The sequence below is a fragment of the Acetoanaerobium pronyense genome (assembly GCF_017874355.1).
GTDB classification, from domain to species: Bacteria; Bacillota; Clostridia; order Peptostreptococcales; family Filifactoraceae; genus Acetoanaerobium; species Acetoanaerobium pronyense.
Genome location: NZ_JAGGLI010000018.1, coordinates 1 through 25,521, shown reverse-complemented (window position 1 = coordinate 25,521; position 25,521 = coordinate 1). Strand labels below are relative to the sequence as shown.

At 35.8% G+C, this 25,521-nt stretch carries 26 protein-coding genes, 1 tRNA gene and 1 other annotated feature; of the genes, 26 read left to right on the top strand and 1 reads right to left on the bottom strand.

Features of this window, described 5'->3' with window-relative positions; genetic code table 11:
- Positions 1–39: 39 nt before the first annotated feature.
- A complete protein-coding gene (locus tag J2Z35_RS08600) occupies positions 40–873 on the bottom strand; it encodes a hypothetical protein (RefSeq protein ID WP_209660990.1) in 834 nt (277 codons plus the stop codon).
- A gap of 221 nt (positions 874–1,094) precedes the next feature.
- Here J2Z35_RS08600 and ispD point away from each other — a divergent pair, with 221 nt between their 5' ends.
- The 26 genes from ispD to J2Z35_RS08470 all read left to right on the top strand — a co-directional run.
- Positions 1,095–1,799: a 2-C-methyl-D-erythritol 4-phosphate cytidylyltransferase gene (gene ispD, locus J2Z35_RS08595; RefSeq protein WP_209660989.1), complete on the top strand. Its 705-nt coding sequence runs from the start codon at positions 1,095–1,097 to the stop codon at positions 1,797–1,799.
- Positions 1,800–1,842: 43 nt separating this feature from the next.
- Positions 1,843–2,316, top strand: coding sequence for a 2-C-methyl-D-erythritol 2,4-cyclodiphosphate synthase (gene ispF / locus J2Z35_RS08590; protein ID WP_209660988.1), 474 nt, complete (start codon positions 1,843–1,845; stop codon positions 2,314–2,316).
- Positions 2,317–2,412: 96 nt separating this feature from the next.
- Positions 2,413–3,891: a glutamate--tRNA ligase gene (gltX, locus tag J2Z35_RS08585; RefSeq protein ID WP_209660987.1), complete on the top strand. Its 1,479-nt coding sequence runs from the start codon at positions 2,413–2,415 to the stop codon at positions 3,889–3,891.
- A gap of 80 nt (positions 3,892–3,971) precedes the next feature.
- Positions 3,972–4,991, top strand: a complete 1,020-nt coding sequence (locus J2Z35_RS08580; protein WP_209660986.1) for a nucleoid-associated protein — start codon at positions 3,972–3,974, stop codon at positions 4,989–4,991.
- A 192-nt stretch (positions 4,992–5,183) separates the two neighbouring features.
- Positions 5,184–6,092, top strand: a complete 909-nt coding sequence (cysK, locus tag J2Z35_RS08575) for a cysteine synthase A (protein ID WP_209661019.1) — start codon at positions 5,184–5,186, stop codon at positions 6,090–6,092.
- Positions 6,093–6,117: 25 nt separating this feature from the next.
- The gene (epsC, locus tag J2Z35_RS08570; RefSeq protein ID WP_245330819.1) at positions 6,118–6,699 is read left to right on the top strand and encodes a serine O-acetyltransferase EpsC; all 582 of its coding nucleotides are present in this window, start codon (positions 6,118–6,120) and stop codon (positions 6,697–6,699) included.
- Positions 6,700–6,726: 27 nt separating this feature from the next.
- Positions 6,727–8,124, top strand: coding sequence for a cysteine--tRNA ligase (gene cysS / locus J2Z35_RS08565; RefSeq protein WP_209660984.1), 1,398 nt, complete (start codon positions 6,727–6,729; stop codon positions 8,122–8,124).
- A complete protein-coding gene (locus tag J2Z35_RS08560) occupies positions 8,106–8,501 on the top strand; it encodes a Mini-ribonuclease 3 (RefSeq protein WP_330623416.1) in 396 nt (131 codons plus the stop codon). The genes cysS and J2Z35_RS08560 overlap by 19 nt, the downstream gene beginning before the upstream one ends.
- Positions 8,502–8,605: 104 nt before the next feature.
- Positions 8,606–8,809: a binding site (T-box leader), on the top strand.
- A gap of 54 nt (positions 8,810–8,863) precedes the next feature.
- On the top strand, positions 8,864–10,306 hold the full coding sequence (gene proS / locus J2Z35_RS08555) for a proline--tRNA ligase (protein ID WP_209660983.1): 1,443 nt from the start codon (positions 8,864–8,866) through the stop codon (positions 10,304–10,306).
- Positions 10,307–10,424: 118 nt separating this feature from the next.
- Positions 10,425–12,197 (top strand): sigma-54 dependent transcriptional regulator PrdR, encoded by a 1,773-nt coding sequence (gene prdR, locus J2Z35_RS08550; RefSeq protein ID WP_209660982.1) that lies wholly within the window; start codon positions 10,425–10,427, stop codon positions 12,195–12,197.
- Between the two features lie 312 nt (positions 12,198–12,509).
- Positions 12,510–13,802, top strand: coding sequence for a proline reductase-associated electron transfer protein PrdC (prdC, locus tag J2Z35_RS08545; protein ID WP_209660981.1), 1,293 nt, complete (start codon positions 12,510–12,512; stop codon positions 13,800–13,802).
- Positions 13,803–13,835: 33 nt separating this feature from the next.
- On the top strand, positions 13,836–15,716 hold the full coding sequence (gene prdA, locus J2Z35_RS08540) for a D-proline reductase (dithiol) proprotein PrdA (RefSeq protein WP_209660980.1): 1,881 nt from the start codon (positions 13,836–13,838) through the stop codon (positions 15,714–15,716).
- A gap of 36 nt (positions 15,717–15,752) precedes the next feature.
- On the top strand, positions 15,753–16,010 hold the full coding sequence (locus J2Z35_RS08535; protein WP_209660979.1) for a CBO2463/CBO2479 domain-containing protein: 258 nt from the start codon (positions 15,753–15,755) through the stop codon (positions 16,008–16,010).
- Complete coding sequence (gene prdB, locus J2Z35_RS08530) at positions 16,010–16,738, top strand: D-proline reductase (dithiol) protein PrdB (protein ID WP_209660978.1); 729 nt, start codon at positions 16,010–16,012, stop codon at positions 16,736–16,738. The genes J2Z35_RS08535 and prdB overlap by 1 nt, the downstream gene beginning before the upstream one ends.
- 71 nt (positions 16,739–16,809) lie before the next feature.
- Positions 16,810–17,574, top strand: a complete 765-nt coding sequence (gene prdD / locus J2Z35_RS08525) for a proline reductase cluster protein PrdD (protein WP_209660977.1) — start codon at positions 16,810–16,812, stop codon at positions 17,572–17,574.
- A 15-nt stretch (positions 17,575–17,589) separates the two neighbouring features.
- Positions 17,590–18,057, top strand: coding sequence for a glycine/sarcosine/betaine reductase component B subunit (locus tag J2Z35_RS08520; protein WP_209660976.1), 468 nt, complete (start codon positions 17,590–17,592; stop codon positions 18,055–18,057).
- Positions 18,057–19,064: a proline racemase gene (locus tag J2Z35_RS08515; protein ID WP_209660975.1), complete on the top strand. Its 1,008-nt coding sequence runs from the start codon at positions 18,057–18,059 to the stop codon at positions 19,062–19,064. Before J2Z35_RS08520 ends, J2Z35_RS08515 begins: the two co-directional genes overlap by 1 nt.
- 178 nt (positions 19,065–19,242) lie before the next feature.
- Entirely contained in the window at positions 19,243–20,121 is an 879-nt protein-coding gene (locus J2Z35_RS08510) for a sulfite exporter TauE/SafE family protein (protein ID WP_209660974.1), read from the top strand.
- Between the two features lie 278 nt (positions 20,122–20,399).
- A complete protein-coding gene (locus tag J2Z35_RS08505; protein ID WP_209660973.1) occupies positions 20,400–21,278 on the top strand; it encodes a sulfite exporter TauE/SafE family protein in 879 nt (292 codons plus the stop codon).
- A 295-nt stretch (positions 21,279–21,573) separates the two neighbouring features.
- Positions 21,574–22,404 (top strand): thymidylate synthase, encoded by an 831-nt coding sequence (gene thyA, locus J2Z35_RS08500; protein WP_209660972.1) that lies wholly within the window; start codon positions 21,574–21,576, stop codon positions 22,402–22,404.
- 15 nt (positions 22,405–22,419) lie between these two features.
- On the top strand, positions 22,420–22,908 hold the full coding sequence (locus J2Z35_RS08495; RefSeq protein WP_209660971.1) for a dihydrofolate reductase: 489 nt from the start codon (positions 22,420–22,422) through the stop codon (positions 22,906–22,908).
- A gap of 60 nt (positions 22,909–22,968) precedes the next feature.
- A complete protein-coding gene (rlmB, locus tag J2Z35_RS08490) occupies positions 22,969–23,694 on the top strand; it encodes a 23S rRNA (guanosine(2251)-2'-O)-methyltransferase RlmB (RefSeq protein WP_209660970.1) in 726 nt (241 codons plus the stop codon).
- A gap of 31 nt (positions 23,695–23,725) precedes the next feature.
- Entirely contained in the window at positions 23,726–24,256 is a 531-nt protein-coding gene (locus tag J2Z35_RS08485; RefSeq protein ID WP_209660969.1) for an NYN domain-containing protein, read from the top strand.
- 100 nt (positions 24,257–24,356) lie between these two features.
- Positions 24,357–25,007 (top strand): RNA polymerase sporulation sigma factor SigH, encoded by a 651-nt coding sequence (sigH, locus tag J2Z35_RS08480; protein WP_209661017.1) that lies wholly within the window; start codon positions 24,357–24,359, stop codon positions 25,005–25,007.
- Between the two features lie 52 nt (positions 25,008–25,059).
- Positions 25,060–25,135: transfer RNA gene (locus tag J2Z35_RS08475), tRNA-Thr, on the top strand.
- 57 nt (positions 25,136–25,192) lie between these two features.
- Positions 25,193–25,521 (top strand): GTP-binding protein (locus J2Z35_RS08470; protein ID WP_245330818.1); only part of this gene is annotated, 329 nt, incomplete at its 3' end.

Genomic DNA, 25,521 nt, shown 5'->3' with positions numbered 1-25,521 from the left:
GAGACTAATTTTAATTAGACTTTCTATGGAGGTATTTTATTAATAAGAACCTTTGATTTTATTTTTTACTTCACTAAGAAATGGAAGGGAAACCCCCATCATTGCAAACCAAAGATGGCTTGTCTCTCGAATAAATCCATAATTGATAGCAAGGGCCAAAGCAAACAACAAGGTGACTACTCCACTTGCCTTTACTCTTTTGGGACTAAGAAAATAAAGATTGTTGTCTGAGGTTGAAAGAAGCTTCTTAAAAAAAGAAAGTCTAAAAGCAAAAAGGGTGGATATTGTTGAAACTGCAAGTATACTCATAAAATCAACCTCTACAGGAACAATCGTGTATATATTTACAAAAGACATTAAAGCAAGGAGCATCAAAAGGATAGATACTATAAGTGTAGCTCCGTTTTTTACTCCTTTTAAACGAAAATCAAGGAAAAGAAATATACTTCCAAAAAGAGGGAAAAGAAAGCTATAAAAAAGATATAGATATACAGAGAACAAGAATATTACTAAAAGGTCAAATACAGTTAGAGGCTTTCCTACTGATTTTGAAAGTATTCTAAGGAGAAAAAGCAAATACACCATAGGGAGAATCATAAATTCATTTTGTATAAAAAAAACAAAGAAAAGGGGAACTAGCCCATAAAAAGCTGCTCTTTTTCCATCTGGGTCTAGCTCCCTTGCCAAAGCCCAGCAAAGAAATAAAGCAATCCCCTTTGTAAATCCAAGGGAAATTCCTTCAAATATATTTAAGCCTTCATATACTCCAAGAAAAGTAAAGAAAATTCCTGTAATTACAGTTAGTATAATTATAGTTAGATTGGTCTTATCCTTTAAAGTAAGAGGCCTTACAAGAGCGCTTTTTATCTCCATAACAAACCACCTTTCAATTTGAGCTCAGTTAACTTATACCCATATTTTCCTTTAGGGAAAAAATAAAAGCAAGACATAAGTGGTTACAAACGATATTGATATCATTTTAATCTTATAATAAGTTTGTAAATAGAATATGTTTTGAAAATCGGGTATAATATGAGTATTAAAAGAGAATTAGACTTATTATATAAAGTACGAAGTGAAATGGAGATGTAAAAATGGTTAGTGCGGTAGTTGTGGCAGCAGGGAAGGGTACGAGAATGAAGGCTGATATCAACAAACAGTACCTTGAGCTTTCAGAAAAACCAATAGTTTACTGGACTATAGAAAGATTTATGCAAAATCAATATATAGATGAAGTAATTGCTGTAATAGTGAAGGAAGAAGAAGGTTTATTCGAAGAAAAAGTAGCTTCCTTTTTATCTAATACAAAACCACTGAAAATAGCGTATGGAGGGTTAGAGCGTAAGGATTCTGTTCAAAATGGACTCTCTATGACAGATGATGATTGTGAGATTGTAATCATACATGATGGAGTAAGACCTTTTTTTACGAAGGAAGATGTAGAAAATGTTATAGAAGGAGCTAAAACTTGGGATGGGTGCATAGTAGGGGTACCTGTAAAAGATACTATCAAGGTTTTAGGAGAAGACTTTATTGTTGAAAATACTCCAAGGAGAAATACTTTATTTGCAGTTCATACGCCTCAGGCCTTTAGAAAAGAAAGGCTTATAAAGGCATACAAAGAGTGCGAGAAAAAGCCCTATGAACAAATACCGACAGATGATGCATCTGTTGTGGAAATCACAGGAGGGAAGGTAAAAGCTGTACTTGGATCGTATAGTAATATAAAGATTACCACTCCTGAGGATTTAGCTCTCGCAAGTCAAATAATGAAGGATTATCTTGATATAAAAAAATAATATGCTAAGGTGAAATAAAATTTCTAGTATAGGAGATGATAAGGTGAGAATAGGAATAGGATATGACGTTCATAGACTTGTAAAGGGCAGAAAACTCATAATAGGTGGAATAGAGATTCCTTACGAATTAGGACTTGACGGACATTCTGATGCCGATGTACTCCTTCATGCGATTATGGATAGTGTTCTGGGCGCTCTTGCCCTAGGGGACATAGGGAAATTTTTCCCAGATACAGACCAAAATTTCAAAGATATAGACAGCAAAATACTTATGAAGGAAGTAGCCAAATATGTTGATGAAATGGGATATAAAATTTCAAATATAGATAGTGTTATTATAGCCCAAAAACCTAAGATGGCTCCCCATATTGACCAGATGAGGGAAATTGTTGCTTCAATATTTAAAGTGGATATCAGAGATATTGGAATAAAGGCTACAACAACTGAAAAGCTAGGGTTTGAAGGAAGAGAGGAAGGGATAAGCGCTCAATCTGTAGCCCTTCTTGTAAAAAAATAAATTTTAAAGCCCTTTAGCATCTAAAGGGCTTTGTAAGAAAAGCCAGAAAATGATATAATAAGAAATTGTTTAAATTAGTAAACGGGAGGGTTTTTTATGAGCGTTAGAGTTAGGTTTGCACCATCACCCACAGGTTTTGTACATATAGGAAGCTTAAGAACGGCTTTATATAATTTTCTTTATGCAAAAAAAATGCAGGGAAACTATGTTTTAAGAGTAGAGGATACTGATAGAACAAGGCTTGTAGAGGGAGCCCTCGAGGGTATGTTAAGAGCTATGGATTGGGCATCTGTAAACCATGACGAGGGAGTTGTCCTAGAGGATGGAAAGGTTGCTCAAATAGGAGAGTTTGGTCCTTATATACAATCAGAAAGACTTGAAATATATAGCAGCTATATAAATACTCTTTTAGATAAAGGGGATGCTTATCACTGTTTTTGCACTAAAGAAAGACTTGAAAGAGTGAGAGAAGAGCAAAAACAGGCTGGCCTTGACCCAAAATATGATGGTCATTGCAGGGAACTTTCCCTTGAAGAGCTTCAAGACAAGCTAGATAGAGGAGAAAATCACGTAATAAGAATGAAGCTTCCAGAAAATAAAAACATTTCATTTGATGATGTAGTAAGAGGAAAAGTATCTATACATACATCTGATATGGACGATCAGGTTCTTATAAAGGCAGATGGCTTTCCAACCTATCACTTTGCTGTAGTTGTAGACGATCATCTAATGAACATAACTCATGTAATAAGAGGGGAAGAGTGGCTTACGTCAACGCCTAAGCACGTCCTTCTTTACAAGATGTTCGGCTGGGAAGCTCCTACATTTGTACACCTTCCAAATATACTAAACAGTGAAAGAAAAAAGCTTTCTAAAAGACAGGGAGATGTAGCTGTTGAGGATTTTAAAAACAAGGGATATCTTCCAGAGGCTCTTGTTAACTATATAGCTCTAGTTGGTTGGTCTCCAGAAGACAACAAAGAAATATTTTCTATGGATGAGCTTATAGAAGCTTTTTCTCTAGAGAGAGTTTCTAAAAGCGGAGGGGTATTCGATACTGCAAAGCTAAACTGGGTAAACAGTCATTATATTAAAGAGACTGATACAGATAGACTCATAGATATAGCAACTCCATTTATAATAAAAGAAAAGCTTATGTCTAAAGAAGAAATAGAAAACAGTAGAGAATGGCTAAAGATGGCTATGGATACTGTAAAAGACAGACTGGATTACCTTGCTCAATTCCCATCTGAAATAAAGATGTTCTTTAGTGATAAGGTAGATTATGTAGAGGAAGAAGCTAAAGAGTTTATGAAGCTTGAGCATATGAAGGAACTTGCAGAAGCTCTAAAGGCTAAGATTTCTGCTAAAGATGAAATTACTCCAGATTTTGTATCTTCGATGTTTAAAGAAATACAAAAGGAAAAGGGAATTAAAGGTAAAAACCTTTTTATGGGAACTAGAGTAATTATTACTGGCCAAAATCATGGTCCTGATATACCTATGGTCCTTACCCTTTTAGGAAAAGAAAAAGTTCTTAGTAGAATAGACTATATGATTTCTAATCATATCTAACAATCAAATATTAAACTTAAAAATTCCCATCACCTCTATATAGGTATGGGAATTTCAATTTAAAATAAAAGGAGAGACTTATGTTTGAGATAGGAAAATTAGAGTTTTTAAAGGCTGTAATTCATGTGCTAAATGTGGAAAATGACACTCCTCTTTGCTCTACCTTTGAGGTTGATCAAGAGGATAGCCTTACCTTTGGATTTATTGAAGCGGGATTAAACTCAATACTTGCATCAAAAGATATGAAGTGGGGAAGGTTTTCGGAAGCGGATAGTGTAGTTAAAGCCTCATGCAATATATTATCTGAAAATCTATCTGCTTTTATGGATATGACAAAAGAGATTTCATACGACCTTTTTAAGTTAATGAAAGAAAATCCATCTATGCCTTCTGGGGATTTGCTTTGCGTACTTTTTCTTATGGATGATGTACCTTATCTTGGGGTCATGAAGTACAACTACAAGACATTTCTTACAAGAAAGGTGGAAGCTATAAGGGATGGACAAAGCATATCAATAGTGAGAGATTCTTCCCTCTTTGCAACAAACAGACACAAAGCGGATGAAGGATTTGTGGTTCACCTTATGCATATGGATATTGCCCTTCTTGATAAAAAATACGAAATAAACGGAGACAAGGTCAACTACCTTAAGGAAAACTTTATTAAATGCGAAAGTGGAAACTCGGAGAAGGAAAAGCTGGATATTTTTAATAAGGTTACAAAAAACATAGAGGATAAGTATATAGGGGAGGACCTAGAAAAAAAAGCAAAGATAAAAAAAGCAGTTTACGATGCAGTGATGGAAGATGGTGCCCTTCAAGTAGAAAAGGTAGTCGAAAAAGCTTTTGAAGAAAATGATGAAGTGAGACATATATATAAAGAGGCTCTTTCTAAAGCAGGAATAGCAGATGAGGAGATAGAGGTTACTGAAAGCTCTTTAAAGAGAAAATATGAGATGCAAAAGATTACCACAGAGACTGGAATAGAGATAAAAATCCCAGTGGATTATTATGGAGATGATACAAAGCTGGAGTTTGTATCAAATGGAGATGGTAGTGTATCAATTGTAATAAAAAACGTTGGAAGTCTTCAAAGCTAAAAGGAAAACAAGTCTAAATTCAAGTAATATATATCAACATTTAAAGAAAAATGGATATATAGTTTATCTAATATATATTAAAAAGGTATATATTGATTGACAAAACTGTGCCAATTAATATATTATAAATCCATACTATTCCTAGTGGAATACTATGGATTTAAATTTTAATAAAATTAGGAGGGAAAGATGATGTTGTTTAATAGTATAACTGAAACTATAGGAAAAACTCCTGTGGTAAGACTCCAAAATCAGAGTGAAAATATTGCGGATATATATGTGAAACTTGAATTTTTCAATCCAGGAGGTTCTGTAAAAGACAGAATTGCCTTAAATATGATAGAGAAAATGGAAAAAGACGGAAGTCTGAAAAAAGGAAATATAATTGTAGAGCCTACAAGCGGAAATACAGGTATAGGGATAGCTATGATAGGAAGCGCTAAAGGCTATAAAGTGATTCTTGCTATGCCTGATACTATGAGTATGGAAAGAAGACAGCTTCTAAAGGCATATGGAGCAGAGCTTGTCCTTACTGATGGAACAAAGGGTATGAAGGGTGCAATAGAAAAAGCTAAGGAACTTTCGGAAAAAGATGGATACACTATGCTTTCCCAATTTGAAAATTGCTACAATGTAGATGCTCATATAGAAAATACCTCTCTGGAAATACTTGCAGATATAAATGATTTAAATGCTTTTGTTGCAGGAGTTGGAACTGGAGGAACTGTAACAGGTGTTGGAAAGGTATTTAAGGAAAAAAACCTTGATATTGAAATCATTGCAGTAGAGCCAGAAGATTCTCCAGTACTTTCAGGAGGACAGCCAGGACCACATAAAATACAAGGTATAGGAGCAGGTTTTGTGCCTTCTATAATGAACCTTGATTATGTTGATTCTATAGAAAAAATCACTCTTGATCAGGCTCTTGAAGGAGCTAGGCTTTTAGCAAAAGCAGAGGGGATTCTTCTTGGAATATCAGGAGGAGCTGCATTTGATGCTGCCCTTAGAACTGCAAAAAGATTAGGAAAAGGGAAAAAGGTACTTTTTATAGCTCCTGATAATGGAGAGAGATATCTGAGTACTATGCTTTATCAAGACTAATATAGACCTTATGGAGGGGAAGAGGATGAGTGAGATGTCCATAGAAAAAACAAAAAAAAGTAAAGGTATATTTTCAAGTATTAGAGAGCTTGTAGATTCTGTAAGGGAAAAAGACCCTGCAGCTGGCAGCTTCATAAGTATACTTATAAACTACCCAGGCATACACGCAATAGCCTTCCATAAGGTTTCTCATTTTCTTTATACTAAAAAGAGATTTTTTCTTGCAAGATTCATATCCCAAGTGGGAAGATTTTTTACTGGAATAGAAATCCACCCTGGAGCAAAAATTGGTAAAAGACTTTTTATAGATCATGGAATGGGTATAGTAATAGGTGAAACTGCAGAAATAGGAGATGATGTAACTATATTTCATCAAGTTACTCTTGGCGGAACAGGAAAAGACAAAGGAAAAAGACATCCAACTGTCAAAAATAATGTTATAATATCTGCAGGTGTAAAAGTCTTAGGACCAATTACTATAGGTGAAAACTCTAAAATAGGTGCTAATGCAGTAGTTCTTAAGGATATCCCGGATAATTCGACTGCTGTAGGAATACCTGCCAAGCTGGTTAAACTAGATGGGAAAAGAGTTGAGATAGAACTATAAAAAATGCTCGAAAAGGGAGTGGATGCTATGAAACTATACAATACGCTTACCAGAAAAAAAGAAGAATTTATTCCTCTTGAGGAGAATAAGATTAAGATGTATGTTTGCGGACCTACGGTTTATAATTTTTTTCATATTGGAAATGCAAGGCCGTTTATAGTTTTTGATGCCTTTAGAAACTATATGGAGTATAGAGGCTATGAAGTGAACTATGTCCAAAACTTTACTGATGTAGATGATAAAATCATAAGAAAAGCAAATGAAGAAGGTATATCTCCTTTTGATGTTGCAGATAGATATATTGAAGAGTATTTTAAGGATGCAGATGCCCTTGGAATCAAGAGAGCTAGTGTGCATCCAAGGGTTACAGACAATATAAAAGAAATAATAGCCTTTATAGAAGAACTTATTTCAAAAGAATATGCATACGAAAAAGACAATGATGTTTATTTTGACACTAAAAAATTCAAAGAGTATGGAAAACTTTCTAAGCAAAAGCTAGAAGAGCTAAACCTAGGTGCGAGAATAGATGTGGATGAGCATAAAAAAAATCCAATGGACTTTGCTCTTTGGAAGGGAAAAAAAGAAGGAGAAATAGGCTGGCCTTCTCCTTGGGGCGAAGGTAGACCTGGATGGCATATAGAATGCTCTGTAATGAGTAAAAGGTACCTTGGAGAGACTATAGATATTCATGCAGGAGGACAAGATCTTGTATTCCCACATCATGAAAATGAAATAGCTCAGAGTGAAGCTTGCTCAGGAAAGCAATTTTCAAACTACTGGATTCATAATGGATATATCAACGTAGATAATGAAAAAATGAGCAAATCATTAGGAAACTTTTTTACAGTAAGGGAAATCTTAGAAGAGATTGACCCTAGGGTGGTAAGATTCTTTATGCTTTCTGCTCACTACAGAAATCCTGTAAACTTCAGCAAAGAAATGCTTCTTCAGTCAAAATCAGCAATGGAGAGAATACTAAACTCTAAGGAAAAGCTAATGTTTTTATCAAGTCACGCACAGGGACTTCTTACTGAAGGCGAAAAATTATTGATAAATGAACTTTATGGCTTTAAAGATAAATTTATAAATGCTATGGATGATGACATAAATACAGCGGATGCAATAAGTGCAATATTTGAAGTCGCTAGGTTTGCAAATACTACAGTTTCAGACTCATCTTCAAAGGAATGGGTTGAAATGAATCTATCCCTTTTAAATGAACTTACAGGAGTCCTTAATATTGCCAATATCTCAGAGGGAGAAGATATATCCCAGGAGGTTGAAAAGCTTATAGAGGAAAGAAAGGCTGCAAAAAAAGACAAGGACTTTGCAAAAGCAGATGATATAAGAGAAAAACTAAAAAATATGGGCATAGAAATAGAAGATACAAGGCAGGGAACTAAGTGGAAACGAATCAATTAGGATCTTTAACTCTTGCTTTTATGGGAGATGCAATATACGAAATAAAGGTAAGGGAAATGGTAATCAAGAGAAATCCTGCCCTTAAAGTCAATGAGCTACACAAAGAAACTATAAAATACGTTAAAGCCTCTGCCCAGGCAAAGGCGGTGCTTGGTCTCTTTGAAGAAGGGTATATCAGAGAAGATGATTGGAATATAGTGAAAAGAGGGCGTAATCAAGTCTCTTCTATACCAAAAAATGCCAAGGTTTCTGACTATAGATATGCCACTGGATTTGAAGCACTTATAGGACATCTTTATTTTAATGAAGAGCATGAAAAGATGGATACCCTTATATCAAGAGGTATGAGAATTATAGAGGAAGCTGTAAGAAACTAAAAATAAAGAGTTATATAGAGCTTGAAATCACAAATTATCTATTATTTTAAAATCCTCTTGACAAGAAGAGGGGTTATATAATAATATTGATAGCAAACAATCTAGAAATTGCTATGAGAGGAATTACTAAGTTTGATGATGCCTTACAGAGAGTGAAGTCCACCGGCTGAAAGACTTCTTGGCTATATTTGAACCGAACCTATCCTTGAGCATCTGGTAAAAAGCCAGACGTTGGGAGCGTTATATCCTTTTGAGGGAGTGCATATTTTGCGCTAATTAGAGTGGTACCGCGAGCCTTCGTCTCTAAATATAGAGATGAGGGCTTTTTTGTATTTAAAAATAGAATTTATGGAGGAAAAAAGATGGCGAAGAAACAGGAATTCGTAAAAGAAATTACTAAGATGGAAGATGATTTTCCACAGTGGTATACAGATGTAATAATGAAAACAGACATGGTGGATTATTCTCCTGTAAAGGGATTCATGGTTATAAAGCCTTATGGATATGCGATATGGGAAAATATTCAAAGCTTCCTTGATAGAAGATTTAAAGAAACAGGTCACCAAAACTGCTACTTCCCACTGCTTATTCCTGAGAGTCTTTTAAATAAAGAAAAAGAGCATGTGGAAGGTTTTGCTCCTGAGGTTGCATGGGTAACTCATGGAGGTAGCGAGAAGCTAGCTGAAAGACTTTGCGTAAGACCTACATCAGAGACGATAATCTGCTCTATGTATTCAAAGTGGCTTACATCATATAGAGAGCTTCCTTACCTATACAATCAGTGGTGCTCTGTAGTAAGATGGGAAAAATCAACAAGACCTTTCCTTAGAACATCTGAGTTTTTATGGCAAGAAGGACATACACTTCACGAAACAGCTGAAGAGGCTCAAGCTGAAACTCTTCAAATGCTTAGTATATACAAGGAAATGGCTGAAGATTTACTTGCTATTCCTATGGTTGATGGTAGAAAATCTGATAGAGAAAGATTTGCAGGAGCTGAATCAACATACACTATAGAAGCTCTTATGCATGATGGAAAAGCTCTTCAATCTGGAACATCTCACAACCTTGCACAACATTTTACTAAGGCCTTTGATATAACCTTCCAAGGAAGAAGTGGAGAGCTTGAATATCCTCATCACACATCATGGGGAGTATCAACTAGACTTATAGGTGGGATTATAATGGTTCATGGAGATAATAGAGGTCTTGTTCTTCCTCCAAGAGTTGCACCTATTCAGGTTGTAATAATACCTATAGCTCAAAATAAAGAAGGGGTTCTTGATAAAGCGTATGAAATCAAAAAAGAACTTGAAGCTAAAGGAATAAGAGTAAAGCTGGATGACGATACTAACTATTCTCCAGGGTGGAAGTTCAATCAGTATGAAATGAAGGGGGTTCCTCTAAGACTTGAAATAGGACCTAGAGACATAGAGCAAAATATTGCAATGATAGCAAGAAGAGATGACCTTTCAAAAGAATCCTACTCTTTGGATAATCTAGGAGAAAGTATATCAGCCCTTCTTGATACAGTTCATAATGATATGCTTAGAAGAGCTACTGAATATAGAGATGAAAAAACATTTACATTCAAGGATTATGAAGAATTCAAAGTCAAAATGAAAGAGTCACCAGGCTTTGCAAAGGGAATGTGGTGTGGAGAAGAAGAGTGTGAGGCTAAGGTTAAGGATGAAACAGGAGTTACTATAAGATGCATACCTTTCAACCAAGAAAACCTTGGAGATACTTGCCACTTCTGCCAAAAGCCTGCAAAACATATGATATATGCAGCTAAAGCTTATTAATTTTAAGATAAGGAGAGGTTGAAAAAAAAATCACTTCGGGTTATATTGTTCTTAAGATAAGGAAATTTAAGAGATAATCTTAAAATTTATATCCGTATTTTGAGAAGGATGGGATTCGATGTTCTTAAATAAGATAGAATATTTTACAGTAAAAGATATAATGAGCAGGGAGTTTGATTTTATAGATGAAAATGCTACTATAAATGAAGCTATACTTGCCATGAGTAAAATAAATGCTGGAGATATATTCATAAAAGGTGAGGGTGGCATTCCAAAAGGAATAGTCACCCTCAATGACGTTGTAAATATAATAAGAGATGATTCTTGTGAAAATATAAAAGAAAAGTTTCTTCTTAAAAATATTTCTGATATCCCAAAGGACCTTATAGTTATAGATATGGCAGAAAGTGCTATCAAGGCAAGAAATATAATGAAAGAAAGATCTATAGGAAGACTTCCTGTAATAAATGAAGGAAAAATGGTGGGAGTAGTAAGAACCATAGATATACTAAACAAGGTTTATTCGAAAATCGATGAAACCAAAGAGGCTTATGAATTTGTATTTGACAACCTTCATGAGGCAGTTTGTGTTGTAGACAAGGAAGGAATCATATCTCTTTGGGGCGGAAGAGCAGAAAAGCTTTATGGAGTGAGCAAAGAGGAGGCTGTGGGAAAAAAGCTAAAAGAGCTTTTTCCAAAGGCACTTCTTCTTGATGTTCTTAAGACTGGTAAGGCGGCTGAAAATGCTATTCATAGTCCAAGAGAAAATACATACATAAATATAAGTGCTATGCCCCTTATTGTAAAGGAAAAGCTAATAGGGGCGGTGTCTACAGATAGAGATATATCTGAGGTAATGAATCTATCTATGGAGCTTGAGCTTACAAAGGAAAAGCTCGACTATCTTCAAACAGAAGTTAGCAGGATGAATGAAGACAAATTTTCCTTTGGAAACATCCTAGGGAAAAGCTTGATTATGAAAAATACAGTGGATATTGCAGCTCAGGTTGCAGCTACAACGAGTAGCGTACTTATAAGTGGTGAAAGTGGAACTGGAAAGGAAGTATTTGCAAGGGCAATCCATCAGGCTAGTGGCAGGAGTGGACCTTTTGTAGCTATAAACTGTAGTGCAATACCAGACAACCTCTTTGAGAGTGAGATGTTCGGTTATGAAGGTGGAGCATTTACAGGAGCCCTGAGCAAAGGAAAAGTAGGTAAGGTAGAGCTTGCCAATAAAGGAACTATTTTTTTAGATGAGATAGGAGATATGCCTCTTTATATGCAGGCAAAGCTTCTTAGAGTGCTTCAGGAGAGACAGGTAAGCAGGGTAGGGGGAGAAAAGGCTGTAGATGTAGATATAAGGGTGATATCTGCAACCCACAGGAATCTAAAAGATATGGTAAGAACTGGAGCTTTTAGAGAAGATCTTTATTATAGACTCAATGTTGTAAACCTAAAGCTTCCTAGCCTAAACGAGAGATCAGAAGATATACCTATGTTTGTTAAATATTTTATGGAGGATTTTTGTAGTGAAAATCATATTAATCTTCCTAATATACGCCCCGAAGTATATCAAAAGCTTATGGGATATGAATGGCCTGGAAATATAAGAGAGCTTAAAAACACTGTCGAGCACCTAGTGGTATTTTCTAAAAATGGAGAGGTGACCATGGAAAGTCTCCCGCCTCATCTACTATCTAGGGTTAAGTCTATTGTAAAATCAGAGAGTTACGATTTGCAGGAAAGAGTAAAATCCATTGAAATAGAAACAATTCATAAAGCTATGGAGCTTTCAGGAGGGAATAAACTCAAGGCGGCGAAGGTCCTGAATATTCCAAGAAGTACCCTTTATTACAAGATAAAGTTCTATGATTTAGTGGAATATATGTAATGTGTCAGTCCGTTGACATATGTCTAAAATCTGACACTTAGGGAGGTTAAGTAATTAAAATGAGGTTATTGTTATGATATAAGCTTAACAATTATGAGAAAATGGAAAATACAGGGAAATAAGTGTCGAATCATTGACACTTATTTTTTTGTTGCTTTTCTATAAGTTATTACTATAAAATCAATTTAAAAAATCTATATTAGGTTTTTGAATGGGTTTGAGGTTTTTTGAAAAAATAAAAAATCAAAAAACATTTTTTGGCACGGAGGTTGCTTATTATACTTCTGAAAGAATGTTTAAGGAGGTGAAAAGATGAAAATTACATTACCTTTAAAGCAACATGTAGGAGCTCCTTGTAAAGCGATAGTAAAAGAAGGAGACTCTGTGAAAAAAGGAGAGCTTATAGCCGTACCTGAAGGGCTTGGAGCTAATCTTCACAGCAGTGTTTACGGTATGGTTGAGGCTGTAACTGAAAACGCTATTATAATACTAGCGGATGAAGTTCAAAGTGATGAGTATATCAAGATAAAAGATACTTCTTCTAATCTTGAAGCCATTAAAGAAGCTGGTATTGTAGGTTCTGGAGGAGCTGGGTTTCCAACTCATATAAAGCTAGGAGCAGACCTTACAGGAGGATATGTTATAGCTAATGGTGCTGAGTGTGAGCCTATACTTATTCACAATGTAAAGCTTATGGAAGAAAATCCTGAGATAGTAGTTAGGGGTCTTAAGTATATAAAAGAGATTACTAACGCTTCAAAAGGTTACATAACCCTTAAGCCTAAAAACAAAAAAGCTGTCAAAGCTCTAAAGGCAATATGCCAAATGGAGCCTGATATAGAAGTAAAGCTTCTTCCTGATATGTATCCTGCAGGAGATGAAAGAGTTATTATAAGAGAGGTATTAGGTATAGAACTAGAGGTAGGAAAGCTTCCAACTGAGGCTAATGCCGTGATACAAAACGTAGAAACTCTAAAGCATATAGTTAATGCAATAGAAAACAGAAAACCTTATATAACTAAAGATATAACTGTAGCAGGAAGAGTAAAAGATGCAAGCAAAGGTAAAGCCTTTATGGATGTGCCACTTGGAGAGCCTGTGAAAAAATACATAGATCTTTGTGGTGGGTATATCAAGCCTTATGGAGAAATAGTTCTAGGAGGACCGTATACTGGAAAAGGCGGAGATGAAAATTCTCCTGTTACCAAAACCCTTGGTGGAGCACTTGTAGCTATGCCATTCCCACAAGAAGTAAGAAAAGTAGGGATACTAGCTTGTGAATGTGGAGCAGAGGAAGAAAGATTAAAAGAAATAGCAAAGGCTATGGGGGCAGAGGTCATAGCTGAGGAAAAATGTAAGAGGATGGTAGAAGTTAATGGAAGATTTCGCTGTGATATGCCAGGGGTTTGTCCAGGGCAAGCAGAGAAAGTTCTTTCTATGAAGAAAAAAGGTATTCAAGTACTTCTTACAGGGACTTGCGGAGACTGAACTAACACCGTGATGAACGTAGCTCCTAGGTTAGGAGTTCCAACTTATCATAGTACAGATCATGTACTTAGAGCCTCCGGAAAAAAACTAGTAAGAAGAACAGAAGAAAATAAATAATTTATAAAAGAAAAAGAATAGGAGGCGATTTGATTGTCAATTACTTTAGAAACTGCAAAAGAGCATGAAAACGACCTAGCTGTCGTTTGTTGCAGAACAGAAGAGGGAACTGAAATAGGACCAAGTAATCTTGAAGATCCTGCTATATTTGCCGATCTTGAAGATTCAGGACTTTTAACAATACCTGCAAACTGCTTAAAAATAGGAGAGGTGCTAGGAGCTAAGCTTGTAAAGACTATAGACTCACTTACTCCACTTACGCCAGACATGCTAGAAGGAGTGAAATCTATAGCTTCTGAAGAAGCTCCTGTAGCTGAAGAAGAAACTAAAGAAGTAGCAAGTGCACCTGTTCAGCCTCAGGCTGCTCCACAAGTGACTACTGCTGGATCATTTGTAAAGATACATATTGGAGAAGGGAAAGATATCAATCTTGAAATTCCTCTTTCTCTAGTAGGCGGAGTACAGGCTACTAATCAAGTGGCACAGGAAGTAGCGCCAGTTGTAGCTGCAAACTCAGTAGCTCCTTCTGTGCAAGAGACTGAAATACCTGCAAAGGCTGTTAGAAGTCTTTCGAAAAAACATTATAAAATTGACAAGGTAGAGCTTTCTGATGAAACTAAAATCGAAGGAACTACACTTTATATAAGAAAAGACGTATGCGGTGATGCTGTAAACGTAAGCAAACTTGTAACAGATATAAAACTTGAGATAGTTACTCCTGAAGATTATGGAAAGTACAGCGAAACAATAATGGATGTACAGCCTATAGCTACTAAAGAAGGAGAAGGTAAGCTAGGAACTGGTGTTACTAGAACTATTGACGGTGCGATAATAGTAGTTACAGGAACTGATGAAAATGGAGTTCAAATAGGGGAATTTGGTTCTTCTGAAGGCGAGCTTGAAGCAAACATCATGTGGGGAAGACCTGGTGCTCCTGACAAAGGAGAAATCCTAATCAAGACTCAGGTTACTATAAAAGCTGGAACAAATATGGAAAGACCAGGACCTCTTGCAGCTCATAAGGCTACAGACTATATAACTCAAGAAATAAGAGAAGCTCTTAAGAAGCTTGACGATTCTCTTGTAGTTGAAACTGAGGAATTAACACAGTACAGAAGACCTGGAAAGAAAAAAGTTGTAATAGTAAAAGAGATAATGGGACAAGGAGCTATGCATGACAACCTTATCCTTCCTGTTGAACCAGTTGGAATAATAGGAGCTAAGCCAAACGTTGACCTAGGAAACGTTCCAGTGGTACTTTCTCCACTTGAAGTGCTTGATGGCGGAATACATGCACTTACTTGCATAGGACCTGCATCTAAAGAAAATTCTAGACATTACTGGAGAGAGCCTCTTGTAATGGAAGTAATGAATGATGAAGAACTTGATCTTGCTGGAGTAGTGTTTGTTGGATCTCCTCAGGTAAACTCTGAAAAGTTCTATGTTTCTGAAAGACTGGGAATGCTTATTGAAGCTATGGATGTAGATGGAGCTTTCATAACAACTGAAGGATTCGGAAACAATCATATAGACTTTGCAAGCCACCATGAGCAAGTAGGTATGAGAGGTATTGCAGTGGTTGGTATGTCATTCTGCGCTGAGCAGGGAGCACTTGTTGTTGGAAACAAATACATGAAATACATGGTTGATCACAATAAATCAGCACAAGGTATAGAAAACGAAATTCTTTCAAACAATACTCTTTGTAAGGAAGATGCTGTAAGAGCAATAGCCCTTATCAAAGCTGCAATAGCTGGAGAAGAAGTTAAGGCTCCTGAAAGAAAATACAATCCAAATGTAAAAGAAAGCAATGTTGAGCTTATAGAAGAACAAACAGGAAAAGAAATCGACCTTGTTGTTAATGAAAAAGTTCTTCCGATGAGCAAAAAGAGAAAAGAAATTTACGAAGCATAAAATAAATCTATTTAGCTTCTATGAAAAGGTGATTATATGAAATATGGAGATAAAATAATATATATCGAAGGCGTAATTGTTGAAGCTGATGATTGCTCCATATCTGTTGATTTAAAAGGGAGACTTGGATTTTTCAAGGTTCCGAAAAGAATGGTAATAACAGACTATCCCATAGAAGTAGGTCAGGAAATAGGATTCAATATGAGTTTTATTGAAGTTCTAGGGGAAGAGGTCAATGAAAAATATCTTAGTAACATAAAGAAAAGAAATCAAAATATAAAGGAGGTAGATTAATGTCTAAGTTAACAGTAGTTAAAGGACTGCAATCGGAGATATTTGTACCGATTACACCGCCACCGGTATGGACTCCGGTAACAAAAGAATTAAAAGACATGACTGTTGCCCTAGTTACAGCGGCAGGAGTTCACCTTAAATCAGATAAGAGATTCAATCTAGCAGGAGATTTCAGTTTTAGAATAGTTCCTGGAGATGCTCCTTCTTCTGAACTTATGGTATCACATGGAGGGTACGATAATGCAGATGTAAACAAGGACGTAAACTGCATGTTCCCTATAGATCCTATGAGAGAGCTTGTAAAAGAAGGATTTATAAAAGCTTTAGCACCTATAAACGTAGGTTTCATGGGTGGTGGAGGAGACCAGAGAAAATTCACAGAAGAAACTGGTCCAGAAATTGCAAGACAGCTTAAAGAAGCTGGCGTTGATGCTGTGCTTCTAACAGCTGGCTGAGGTACGTGTCACCGTTCTGCTGTAATAGTACAGAGAGCGATAGAGGAATCGGGGATTCCTACAATAATAATTGCTGCACTACCACCAGTTGTAAGACAAAACGGAACTCCAAGAGCGGTTGCGCCACTTGTGCCAATGGGCGCAAATGCGGGAGAGCCAAATAATCCAGAAATGCAAAAGGCTATAGCTAAGGAATCTTTAAAGCAACTTATTGAAATACCAAGTGCTGGAAAGATAGTTCCACTTCCTTTTGAGTATGTAGCTAAGGTTTAATTTTAGTATAAAATATAATACCTAGCCCCCTTTCTTTGGCGGGCTAGGTATAAAAGTATGAAGGTGATGACGTGAAGAAGGATGAGATTATCCTTAGAAAGCTTGTTATAAAGAGTTTTCATATAAATGAAGTAAAGGAAAGTGAAAAAGTTTCTTTAGAAAACAGCTGCCTAAGTTTTTCTTTATCTAAAATTGACAAAATAATCACAAAATATCAATCTATAAAGGATATAAAAATAAAAGTTATAAAGCCGTACGAACATGAAATTTGGACTAACAGTATAATGGATATAATTCCTATATCCACAAAGGTTCTTGGGAAATTAGGTGAAGGGATAACACATACCCTTACTGGTGTCTATGTTATGCTTACTGGAGTTGATGAAGAAGGGGTTCAGGTAGCTGAATTTGGATCTTCTGAAGGGATACTAAAAAATCAGATTGTAAAGGGAAGAGCTGGAACTCCTTGTGAAAAAGATTTTATTATATCCTTTGATATAACCCTTTATCAAGGAAAAGGTATACAAAGAGAAGCTATAATAGAGTGCCATAAGGCTTGTGACGAGTTTATCCAAGTACTTAGAGATGTACTTAAAAAGATGGATGGAAGAAGTAGTACTGAAAAACATCAATTTTATGACAAGATAAGAGTAGGTAAAAAAAGAGTTGCAATAATAAAACAGATTGCAGGTCAAGGTGCTATGTATGATAACCAAATACTGCCGAATGAACCATCTGGTTTTTCTGGGGGCAGAAGCATTATAGATATGGGCAATGTTCCTATTATACTTTCTCCTAACGAGTATAGAGACGGAGCTATAAGAGCTATGACTTAGAAGGGAGGGTTTCATATGGGTATAGGACCATCTACAAAAGAAACTTCACTACACCACTTTAGAGATCCTCTTCTTGATGTAGTGTCAAATGACGAAGATATAGACTTGCTTGGAGTGATTTTGGTTGGCACCCCACAGGGTAATGAGGAAAAGGATTTCGTAGGGAAAAGAACCGCAGTATGGCTTGAATCAATGAGAGCAGATGGAACAATAATATCTGTTGACGGATGGGGAAATAGCCATGTAGATTATGCAAATACTATAGAAGAAATAGGTAAAAGAAATATCCCGGTTGTAGGACTTAGTTTTGTAGGAACTCAGGCTAACTTTGTTGTCAAAAATCAATATATGGATACTATTGTGGATTTTAATAAATCTGAGGAAGGGATTGAAACTCAGGTTGTTGGAGAAAATACAGTAACATATTTAGACTCCAAAAAAGCACTGGCTATGTTGAAACTTAAAATGAAAGGAGCAAAATAATGATTTTTTCAAAAGGAATTCACGCTATAGATTCCCACACTATGGGGGAGCCTACAAGAGTTGTCATAGGAGGAATACCTCAAATATCAGGTCAAACTATGGCTGATAAAAAGAAATACCTTGAAGATAATCTGGATTATGTAAGAACTGCTCTTATGCATGAACCAAGGGGTCATAATGATATGTTTGGTTCCATAATAACAAGCTCTAACGCAGAAGGTGCTGACTTTGGGATTATATTTATGGATGGCGGAGGATACTTAAACATGTGCGGGCACGGATCTATAGGAGCTGCTACTGTTGCTGTGGAAACAGGAATGGTAGAGGTGAAGGAGCCGTTTACTGAAATAAAAATGGAGTCTCCGGCTGGAATCATAAGTGCAAATGCAAAAGTAGAAAATGGAAAAGTTAAAGAAGTATCTATAGTTAATGTTCCTTCCTTCCTTTTCAAAAAAGACGTGGAGATTGAGGTTCCTTCTTTAGGGAAGAAGGTAAAATTAGATATAGCTTTTGGAGGAAGTTTCTTTGCTATAGTTCATGCATCTGAGCTTGGAGTAAAAGTAGAAACTTCTCAATCAGATATACTTAAAAAGCTCGGACTTGAAATAAGAGATATTGTGAATAATGAAGTGAAAGTAAAACATCCTGAAAAATCTCATATTAATACTGTGGATCTTGTTGAAATATATGATGAACCTACGCATCCTGAAGCTACATACAAAAATGTTGTTGTGTTTGGGCAAGGACAGCTTGACCGTTCTCCTTGTGGAACTGGAACAAGTGCAAAAATGGCTACCCTAGCTGCTAAGGGAGAGCTTTCTAAGGAAGATTTATTTGTATATGAGAGCATTACAGGTACGTTGTTTAAAGGAAGAATTTTAGAAGAAATTAAAGTCGGTGAATTTGATGCAATAGTTCCTGAAATTACAGGAAGTGCTTATATAACAGGATTTAATCATTTTGTTATAGATCCTGAAGATCCACTTAAGTATGGATTTACTGTTTAATGGAAACAAATTATTGATTTTAAATTAACAATAAAGTAAAATGGTAATATAACTAAAAGTTAATTTATATTTAAAACAAATATTAACTTTTGGGGATGCAATTATATATTCATTAATAGGTGATTAGGGTTTGTGATTTATGAATTTTAATTACCTACAAATTTAAAGGAGGTCTATTATGATTACAGGAATACTTGGTGTACTTGGACTTATGACTGCTTGGTTTGGTGTTGCTTTTGCAAAGGATTTATCTGAAAACAAAGCTGCTATGGAAACTGAAACTAATTTTGTGACTTCGGGACTTATTGGATTCACTACAAACTTTTTTGATACACTTGGAATAGGGAGTTTTGCTCCTACAACAGCTCTTCTTAGAGCTTTTAAGCAAATACAGGATAGAGTACTTCCGGGAACATTAAATGTTTCTTGTACTCCGCCGGTTGTTGCTCAAGCATTTATATTTATTACTGCTATAGAAGTTGAACCTATAACCCTTATTAGTATGCTTGCTTCTGCAACTCTTGGAGCTTGGCTTGGAGCTGGTATAGTTGCAGGACTTCCTGAAAAGAAGATTCAAATGGGTATGGCTGTAGCTTTATTTATTGCTGCTTTCCTAATGCTTTCTGGTCAAATGGGCTGGATGCCAGGTGGAGGAGATGCTATAGGTCTTACTGGAGGGAAACTTATAATTGCTATAGTTGGTAACTTTATACTTGGAGCTCTTATGACGCTTGGAATTGGACTTTATGCACCGTCTATGGTTCTTGTTTATCTTCTTGGTATGAGTCCTGCGGTTGCATTCCCAATAATGATGGGATCTTGTGCATTCCTAATGCCAGTTGCATCTGTTAAATTTGTTAAAGAAGGAGCATACAATAGAAAAGCTTCTCTTGCTATAGCTGCTTTTGGTCTTGTTGGAGTATTTATAGCTGCTTATATAGTTAAATCTCTTCCGCTAGATATACTTAGATGGCTAGTTATAGGGGTAATAACATATACTTCAGTAACTATGTTTAAATCAGCTACTAAGTCAGAAGATTCATCTAAGGCTGCTTAATAAAGCATCGATTAGTAAAACGGGATTGTAAATCAATCTCGTTTTTTTTCGTCCTTTTGTTATGTTTTATACAAATAAAAGGGCTAGATTTTTATGAAAGTGATTTTTTTAGATAAAAAAATAAAATTATAATAATTACAAACTGTATATCTGGTGATATACTAGAAAACATTATTCAAGCTTTGAAAATTCACGTTTTATTTTTGTCAAAGAAGAAAAAAGAGCTGGAATAATGGAAATCATTTTTTTATAAAGGCAATTTAAGGAGATGCATAACTATGATTAGTTTGATTTTAGGTGTTTTAGGACTTATGGTTTCATGGATGGGATTTATCTTTTTTAAAGATGTAGCTACCAACAAAGAGGTTTTAGAAGAAGGTACAAATATGCCTTTAGTAGGAGCTGCAGGGTTTACGGCTAACTTTTTTGATACTTTAGGGATAGGAAGTTTTGCTCCTCTTACAGCTTTTTTTAAGGCTTTTAAGCAGGTTGAAGATAGAAAAATACCAGGTACGTTAAATGTTTCTTGTACTATTCCTATAGCGGTTCAGGCATTTGCATTTATGACTGTAATTGATGTAGAAATTATAACACTCGTATCTATGCTTATTGCGGCTACAGTGGGAGCGTTTTTGGGGGCCGGGATAGTTTCGAGACTTCCTGAAAGAAAGATACAGTTAGGAATGGCTATAGCTCTTTTAGCCACTGCATTTTTGATGTTTGCTGGAGTGGTTGGATGGATGCCGGGCGGTGGAGATGCAATAGGTCTTACAGGGGTAAGTCTTCTTATTGCGATTATAGGAAATTTTATTCTTGGTGCACTTATGACATTAGGGATAGGGCTTTATGCTCCTTGCATGGCTCTTGTTTACTTCTTAGGACTTTCTCCAGCTGTAGCATTTCCTATAATGATGGGCTCTTGTGCGTTTTTGATGCCAGTTGCATCGGTTAAATTTATCAAAGAGGAATCTTATAACAGAAAGGCTTCTATAATTATAGCTCTATGTGGAATAGTTGGGGTATTGATTGCAGCTTATATAGTAAAATCTCTGCCTATAGATATCCTTAGATGGCTTGTGATAGTTGTAATAACATATACTTCATTTACTATGTTTAAATCGTCTATGAATGGAAAGGCTCAACTGGCAGATTATTAAAGGTTAAAAAGCTGTGGAAAATTTTAAATTTCCATAGCTTTTTTTGAATAAAAACCTTTCTCTTTAAAATCCTTAATCAAGCAAATATATTAATTAAGGATTTAAAGACATATTTTTACAAAACCGATAAGAGATTATAATTTGATTTGAAACATAGCTTAGATTGCAATATGTATTGCCATGGTTTAATATATTATAGAATGGTATATAAAATTTAATGTGGAAGATATAATTTAAAAATTAGGTTAAATATAGATTTTATTAAAAATAAATGAAATGTGAAAGGAAGATTAATTTGAGTAAAGCGGATAAGATTTTCATTGATATGTGCAGAGATATTTTAGAAAATGGATCATCTTCAGAGGGCGAAGTTGTAAGAACTAAATGGGAAGATGGAGAGACTGCTCATACAATAAAGAAGTTTGGAGTAGTAAATCGCTATGACCTTTCAAAGGAGTTTCCTATCCTTACGTTAAGGCCTACAAATTTGAAGGCTGCTATAGATGAGCTTTTATGGATATGGCAAAAGAAATCAAACAATGTAAAGGACTTAAATAGCAAGATATGGAATAGCTGGACAGACGAAGAGGGAACTATAGGAACTGCCTATGGTTATCAGCTTGGGATTAAGCACAAGTACAAAGAAGGAGAGTTTGACCAAGTAGATAGAGTGCTATATGACCTGAAGAATAATCCATACAGCAGAAGAATCATGACAAACATCTACAATCATCAAGACCTGCATACTATGAATTTATACCCTTGTGCATATAGTATGACTTTTAATGTTACAGGAAATAAACTAAATGCAATACTAAACCAGAGGTCTCAAGATATACTGGTTGCAAATAACTGGAATGTAGCTCAGTATGCTATTCTTGTGCATATGATGGCTCAAGTTAGCGATTTAGAGGTTGGAGAGTTTGTTCATGTAATTGCGGATGCTCATATATATGATAGACATATACCTTTAGTTGAGGAGCTTATCAAAAGAGAATCATATCCTGCTCCGAAGCTTATTATTAACCCTAAGGTTAAAGATTTTTATGATTTCAAGGTGGAAGACTTCACCCTTGAAAATTATGAAAGTGGGGAGCAGATAAAGAGAATTCCAGTTGCTATATAGGGGGAAGTATAGATTATGAAAGCTATTGTGGCAGTAGATTTAAACTGGGGGATTGGATGCGCAGGGGAGCTCCTTGAGGTGATTCCAGAGGATATGAAGTTTTTCAAAGAAAAAACCATTGGAAAAGTTCTTATCATGGGAAGGGGAACCTTTGACTCTTTGCCTGGGAGAGCTCCACTGAAAGATAGATTAAATATTGTTTTAAGCAAGGATTATTCATTTGAAGATAGTAGACTAACTGTATGTCGCTCTTTGGATGAAGTATTTGAAAATATAAAGGGTTATGATACAAAGGATATATATGTAATTGGAGGGCAGTCGGTATTTACACAGTTTATGCCATACTGCACTGAAGCATATGTTACTAAAATTCATAAGACCTACTCTGCTGATAAATATTTTCCAAATTTATATAAAGAAGATAGCTGGGAACTTGTATCTGAAAGTGAGATTAAGGAATTTAAAAGTGTAGAGTACAATTTTTTAAAGTATAGAAAAAAATAAATATGTAGAGCCCTCAATCAAGATAGGGGATTTTAAAATACTGATATAGCAGGTGATGAAATGATAATTTCTGGAAGAAATCCAGTAATAGAGGCTTTAGGAAGCGATAGAAATATTGATGTGATATATATCAAGGCTAAAGAAAAAGAAGGCTCTATAAAAAAAATAATTGCAATAGCGAAAGAAAAGAAGATAATAATCAAGGAAGTTGATAGAAAAAAACTTGACGAGCTTGCTGAAGGGTCTGCTCATCAAGGGGTAGTGGCTATAGCTTCTGAATATAAATATTATGAGCTTGAAGATGTGCTTGAGGATATAAAAAATAAGGGAGAGGCTCCATTTTTTGTAATTCTTGATGAAATAGAAGATCCTCATAACCTTGGGGCAATAATAAGAAGTGCAGAAGGTGCAGGAGTTCATGGAGTTATTATACCTAAAAGAAGATCTGCCACTATAACTCAGGTAGTGGAAAAAGCGTCTGCGGGAGCAGTATCTTATATGCCTGTAATCAAGGTTACGAATTTAGCTTTGACTATAGATAAGCTAAAGGATGAAGGACTTTGGATATACGGTCTTGATATGGATGGAGCTCCTTATCATAATCAAGATATGAAGGGTAGCGTGGCTTTAATAATAGGGAATGAAGGCAAGGGTATTTCTAGGCTTTTGAAGGAGAAGTGTGATTATAAGGTATCTATTCCTATGAAGGGAAAGGTTGGGTCCTTAAATGCTTCTGTTGCTGCTTCGATAGTTATATATGAAGCCCTAAGACAAAGAGGTCTCTAATGAAGAAAGAGGCTAAAGAAGGTAGATTAAGTTGAAAAAAAGATATAGGGATTATTTGATTGTTGACGGTTATAATGTAATAAACTCATGGCCCAAGCTCAAGGAGCTATCTAAAACTGATTTAGAAGCTTCTAGAGAGGAGCTAAATACCATACTTTCAGAATATGCATCTTTTCGGGGTATATATACAATAATAGTTTACGATGCATATAGAATAAAATCATCGGACCAAAGAGAAACTGAGATTGGGAATCTAAAGGTTGTTTACACAAAGGAAAAGCAGACTGCAGATGCTTATATAGAAAAATTAATAGCTCAATTCGGGCCGAAAAAACATCTCAATATAAGTGTAGCTACTGATGACATGGCTGAGCAGCAAATGATTCTTGGCAAGGGAGGATCTAGGATATCCACTAGAGAGCTCCTAATTGAAGTGGAAAATTCCAGGGTAAAGATAGGAAAGAAAACTCAAAATACAAATGTTTCGAAAAATACCCTTGATTCTATCATAGACAAGGAAACTTGGGAAAAGCTAGAGAAAATAAGGAAGAATTCGCAATAAACTTGAATAAAAGAGCTTTTTTAGCGTATAATAAAAAGGTGATGTCCTGATGGTTGCTAGTCTATGGGGGGGAATTATGGATTTTTTTGAACAGCAAAAGATGTTTTCTTTAAAGGAAAAAGAAAAAAAGACTTATGATTTCCAAGAAGATGAAGTTGATGATGATATAGTATTCAAGGCAAAAGATGGGGATGAAGAGAGCCTTGATAAAATCATGAGAAAATACAAAAACTTTGTCAGGTCAAAAGCCAAGTCTTATTTTATAGTTGGTGCTGACAAAGAAGACCTTCTTCAAGAGGGTATGATTGGGCTTTATAAAGCTGTCAGGGACTATGATTATGAAAAGACCTGCTCTTTTAAGGTGTTTGCAGATCTTTGCGTTACAAGGCAAATCATTACCGCTGTAAAGACGGCAACAAGGCAAAAACATATACCTCTTAACTCTTATATATCCTTAAATAAGCCTGTATACGATGAAGAATCCGAGAGGACTCTTATGGATCTTATTGCTAATTCTGTGATTAGTGACCCTGAGCAGCTTGTTATAAGTCAGGAGGAAATGAAGGTTATTGGAGCTAAGATGAAAGAAATGCTAAGCCCATTTGAATCAAGGGTTTTAGGGCTCTATTTAAAAGGATATAGCTATCAGCAGATTTCCTGCAAAATTGAAAAGCACGTAAAGAGTGTAGATAATGCTCTTCAAAGAATTAAGAGGAAGTTTGAAAAGTTTTTGGAAGAAAGGGATATCTAGAGTTTTTTTCTTGATTTTTAGAAATAAACATAGTAAAATATCCATTGTAAGTGCTCACGTGGCTCAGTAGGTAGAGCGTCGCCTTGGTAAGGCGGAGGTCGGCGGTTCAAGTCCGCTCGTGAGCTCCATTTAATTTAAAGTCCAGGAAACACTAGGCTCAGTTTACTAAGAGGAGGAAAAGGAAAATGGCAAAAGCTAAATTTGAAAGAAATAAGCCGCACGTTAATATTGGAACAATAGGACACGTTGACCACGGTAAAACAACACTAACAGCAGCAATCACAAAAACACTTCACGACAGATACGGATTCGGAGAAGCAGTAGACTTTGCAAACATAGATAAGGCACCAGAAGAAAGAGAAAGAGGAATCACAATCTCAACAGCACACGTTGAGTATGAGACTCCAAACAGACACTACGCACACGTTGACTGCCCAGGCCATGCTGACTACGTTAAGAACATGATCACAGGAGCAGCTCAGATGGATGGAGCTATCCTAGTTTGTTCAGCAGC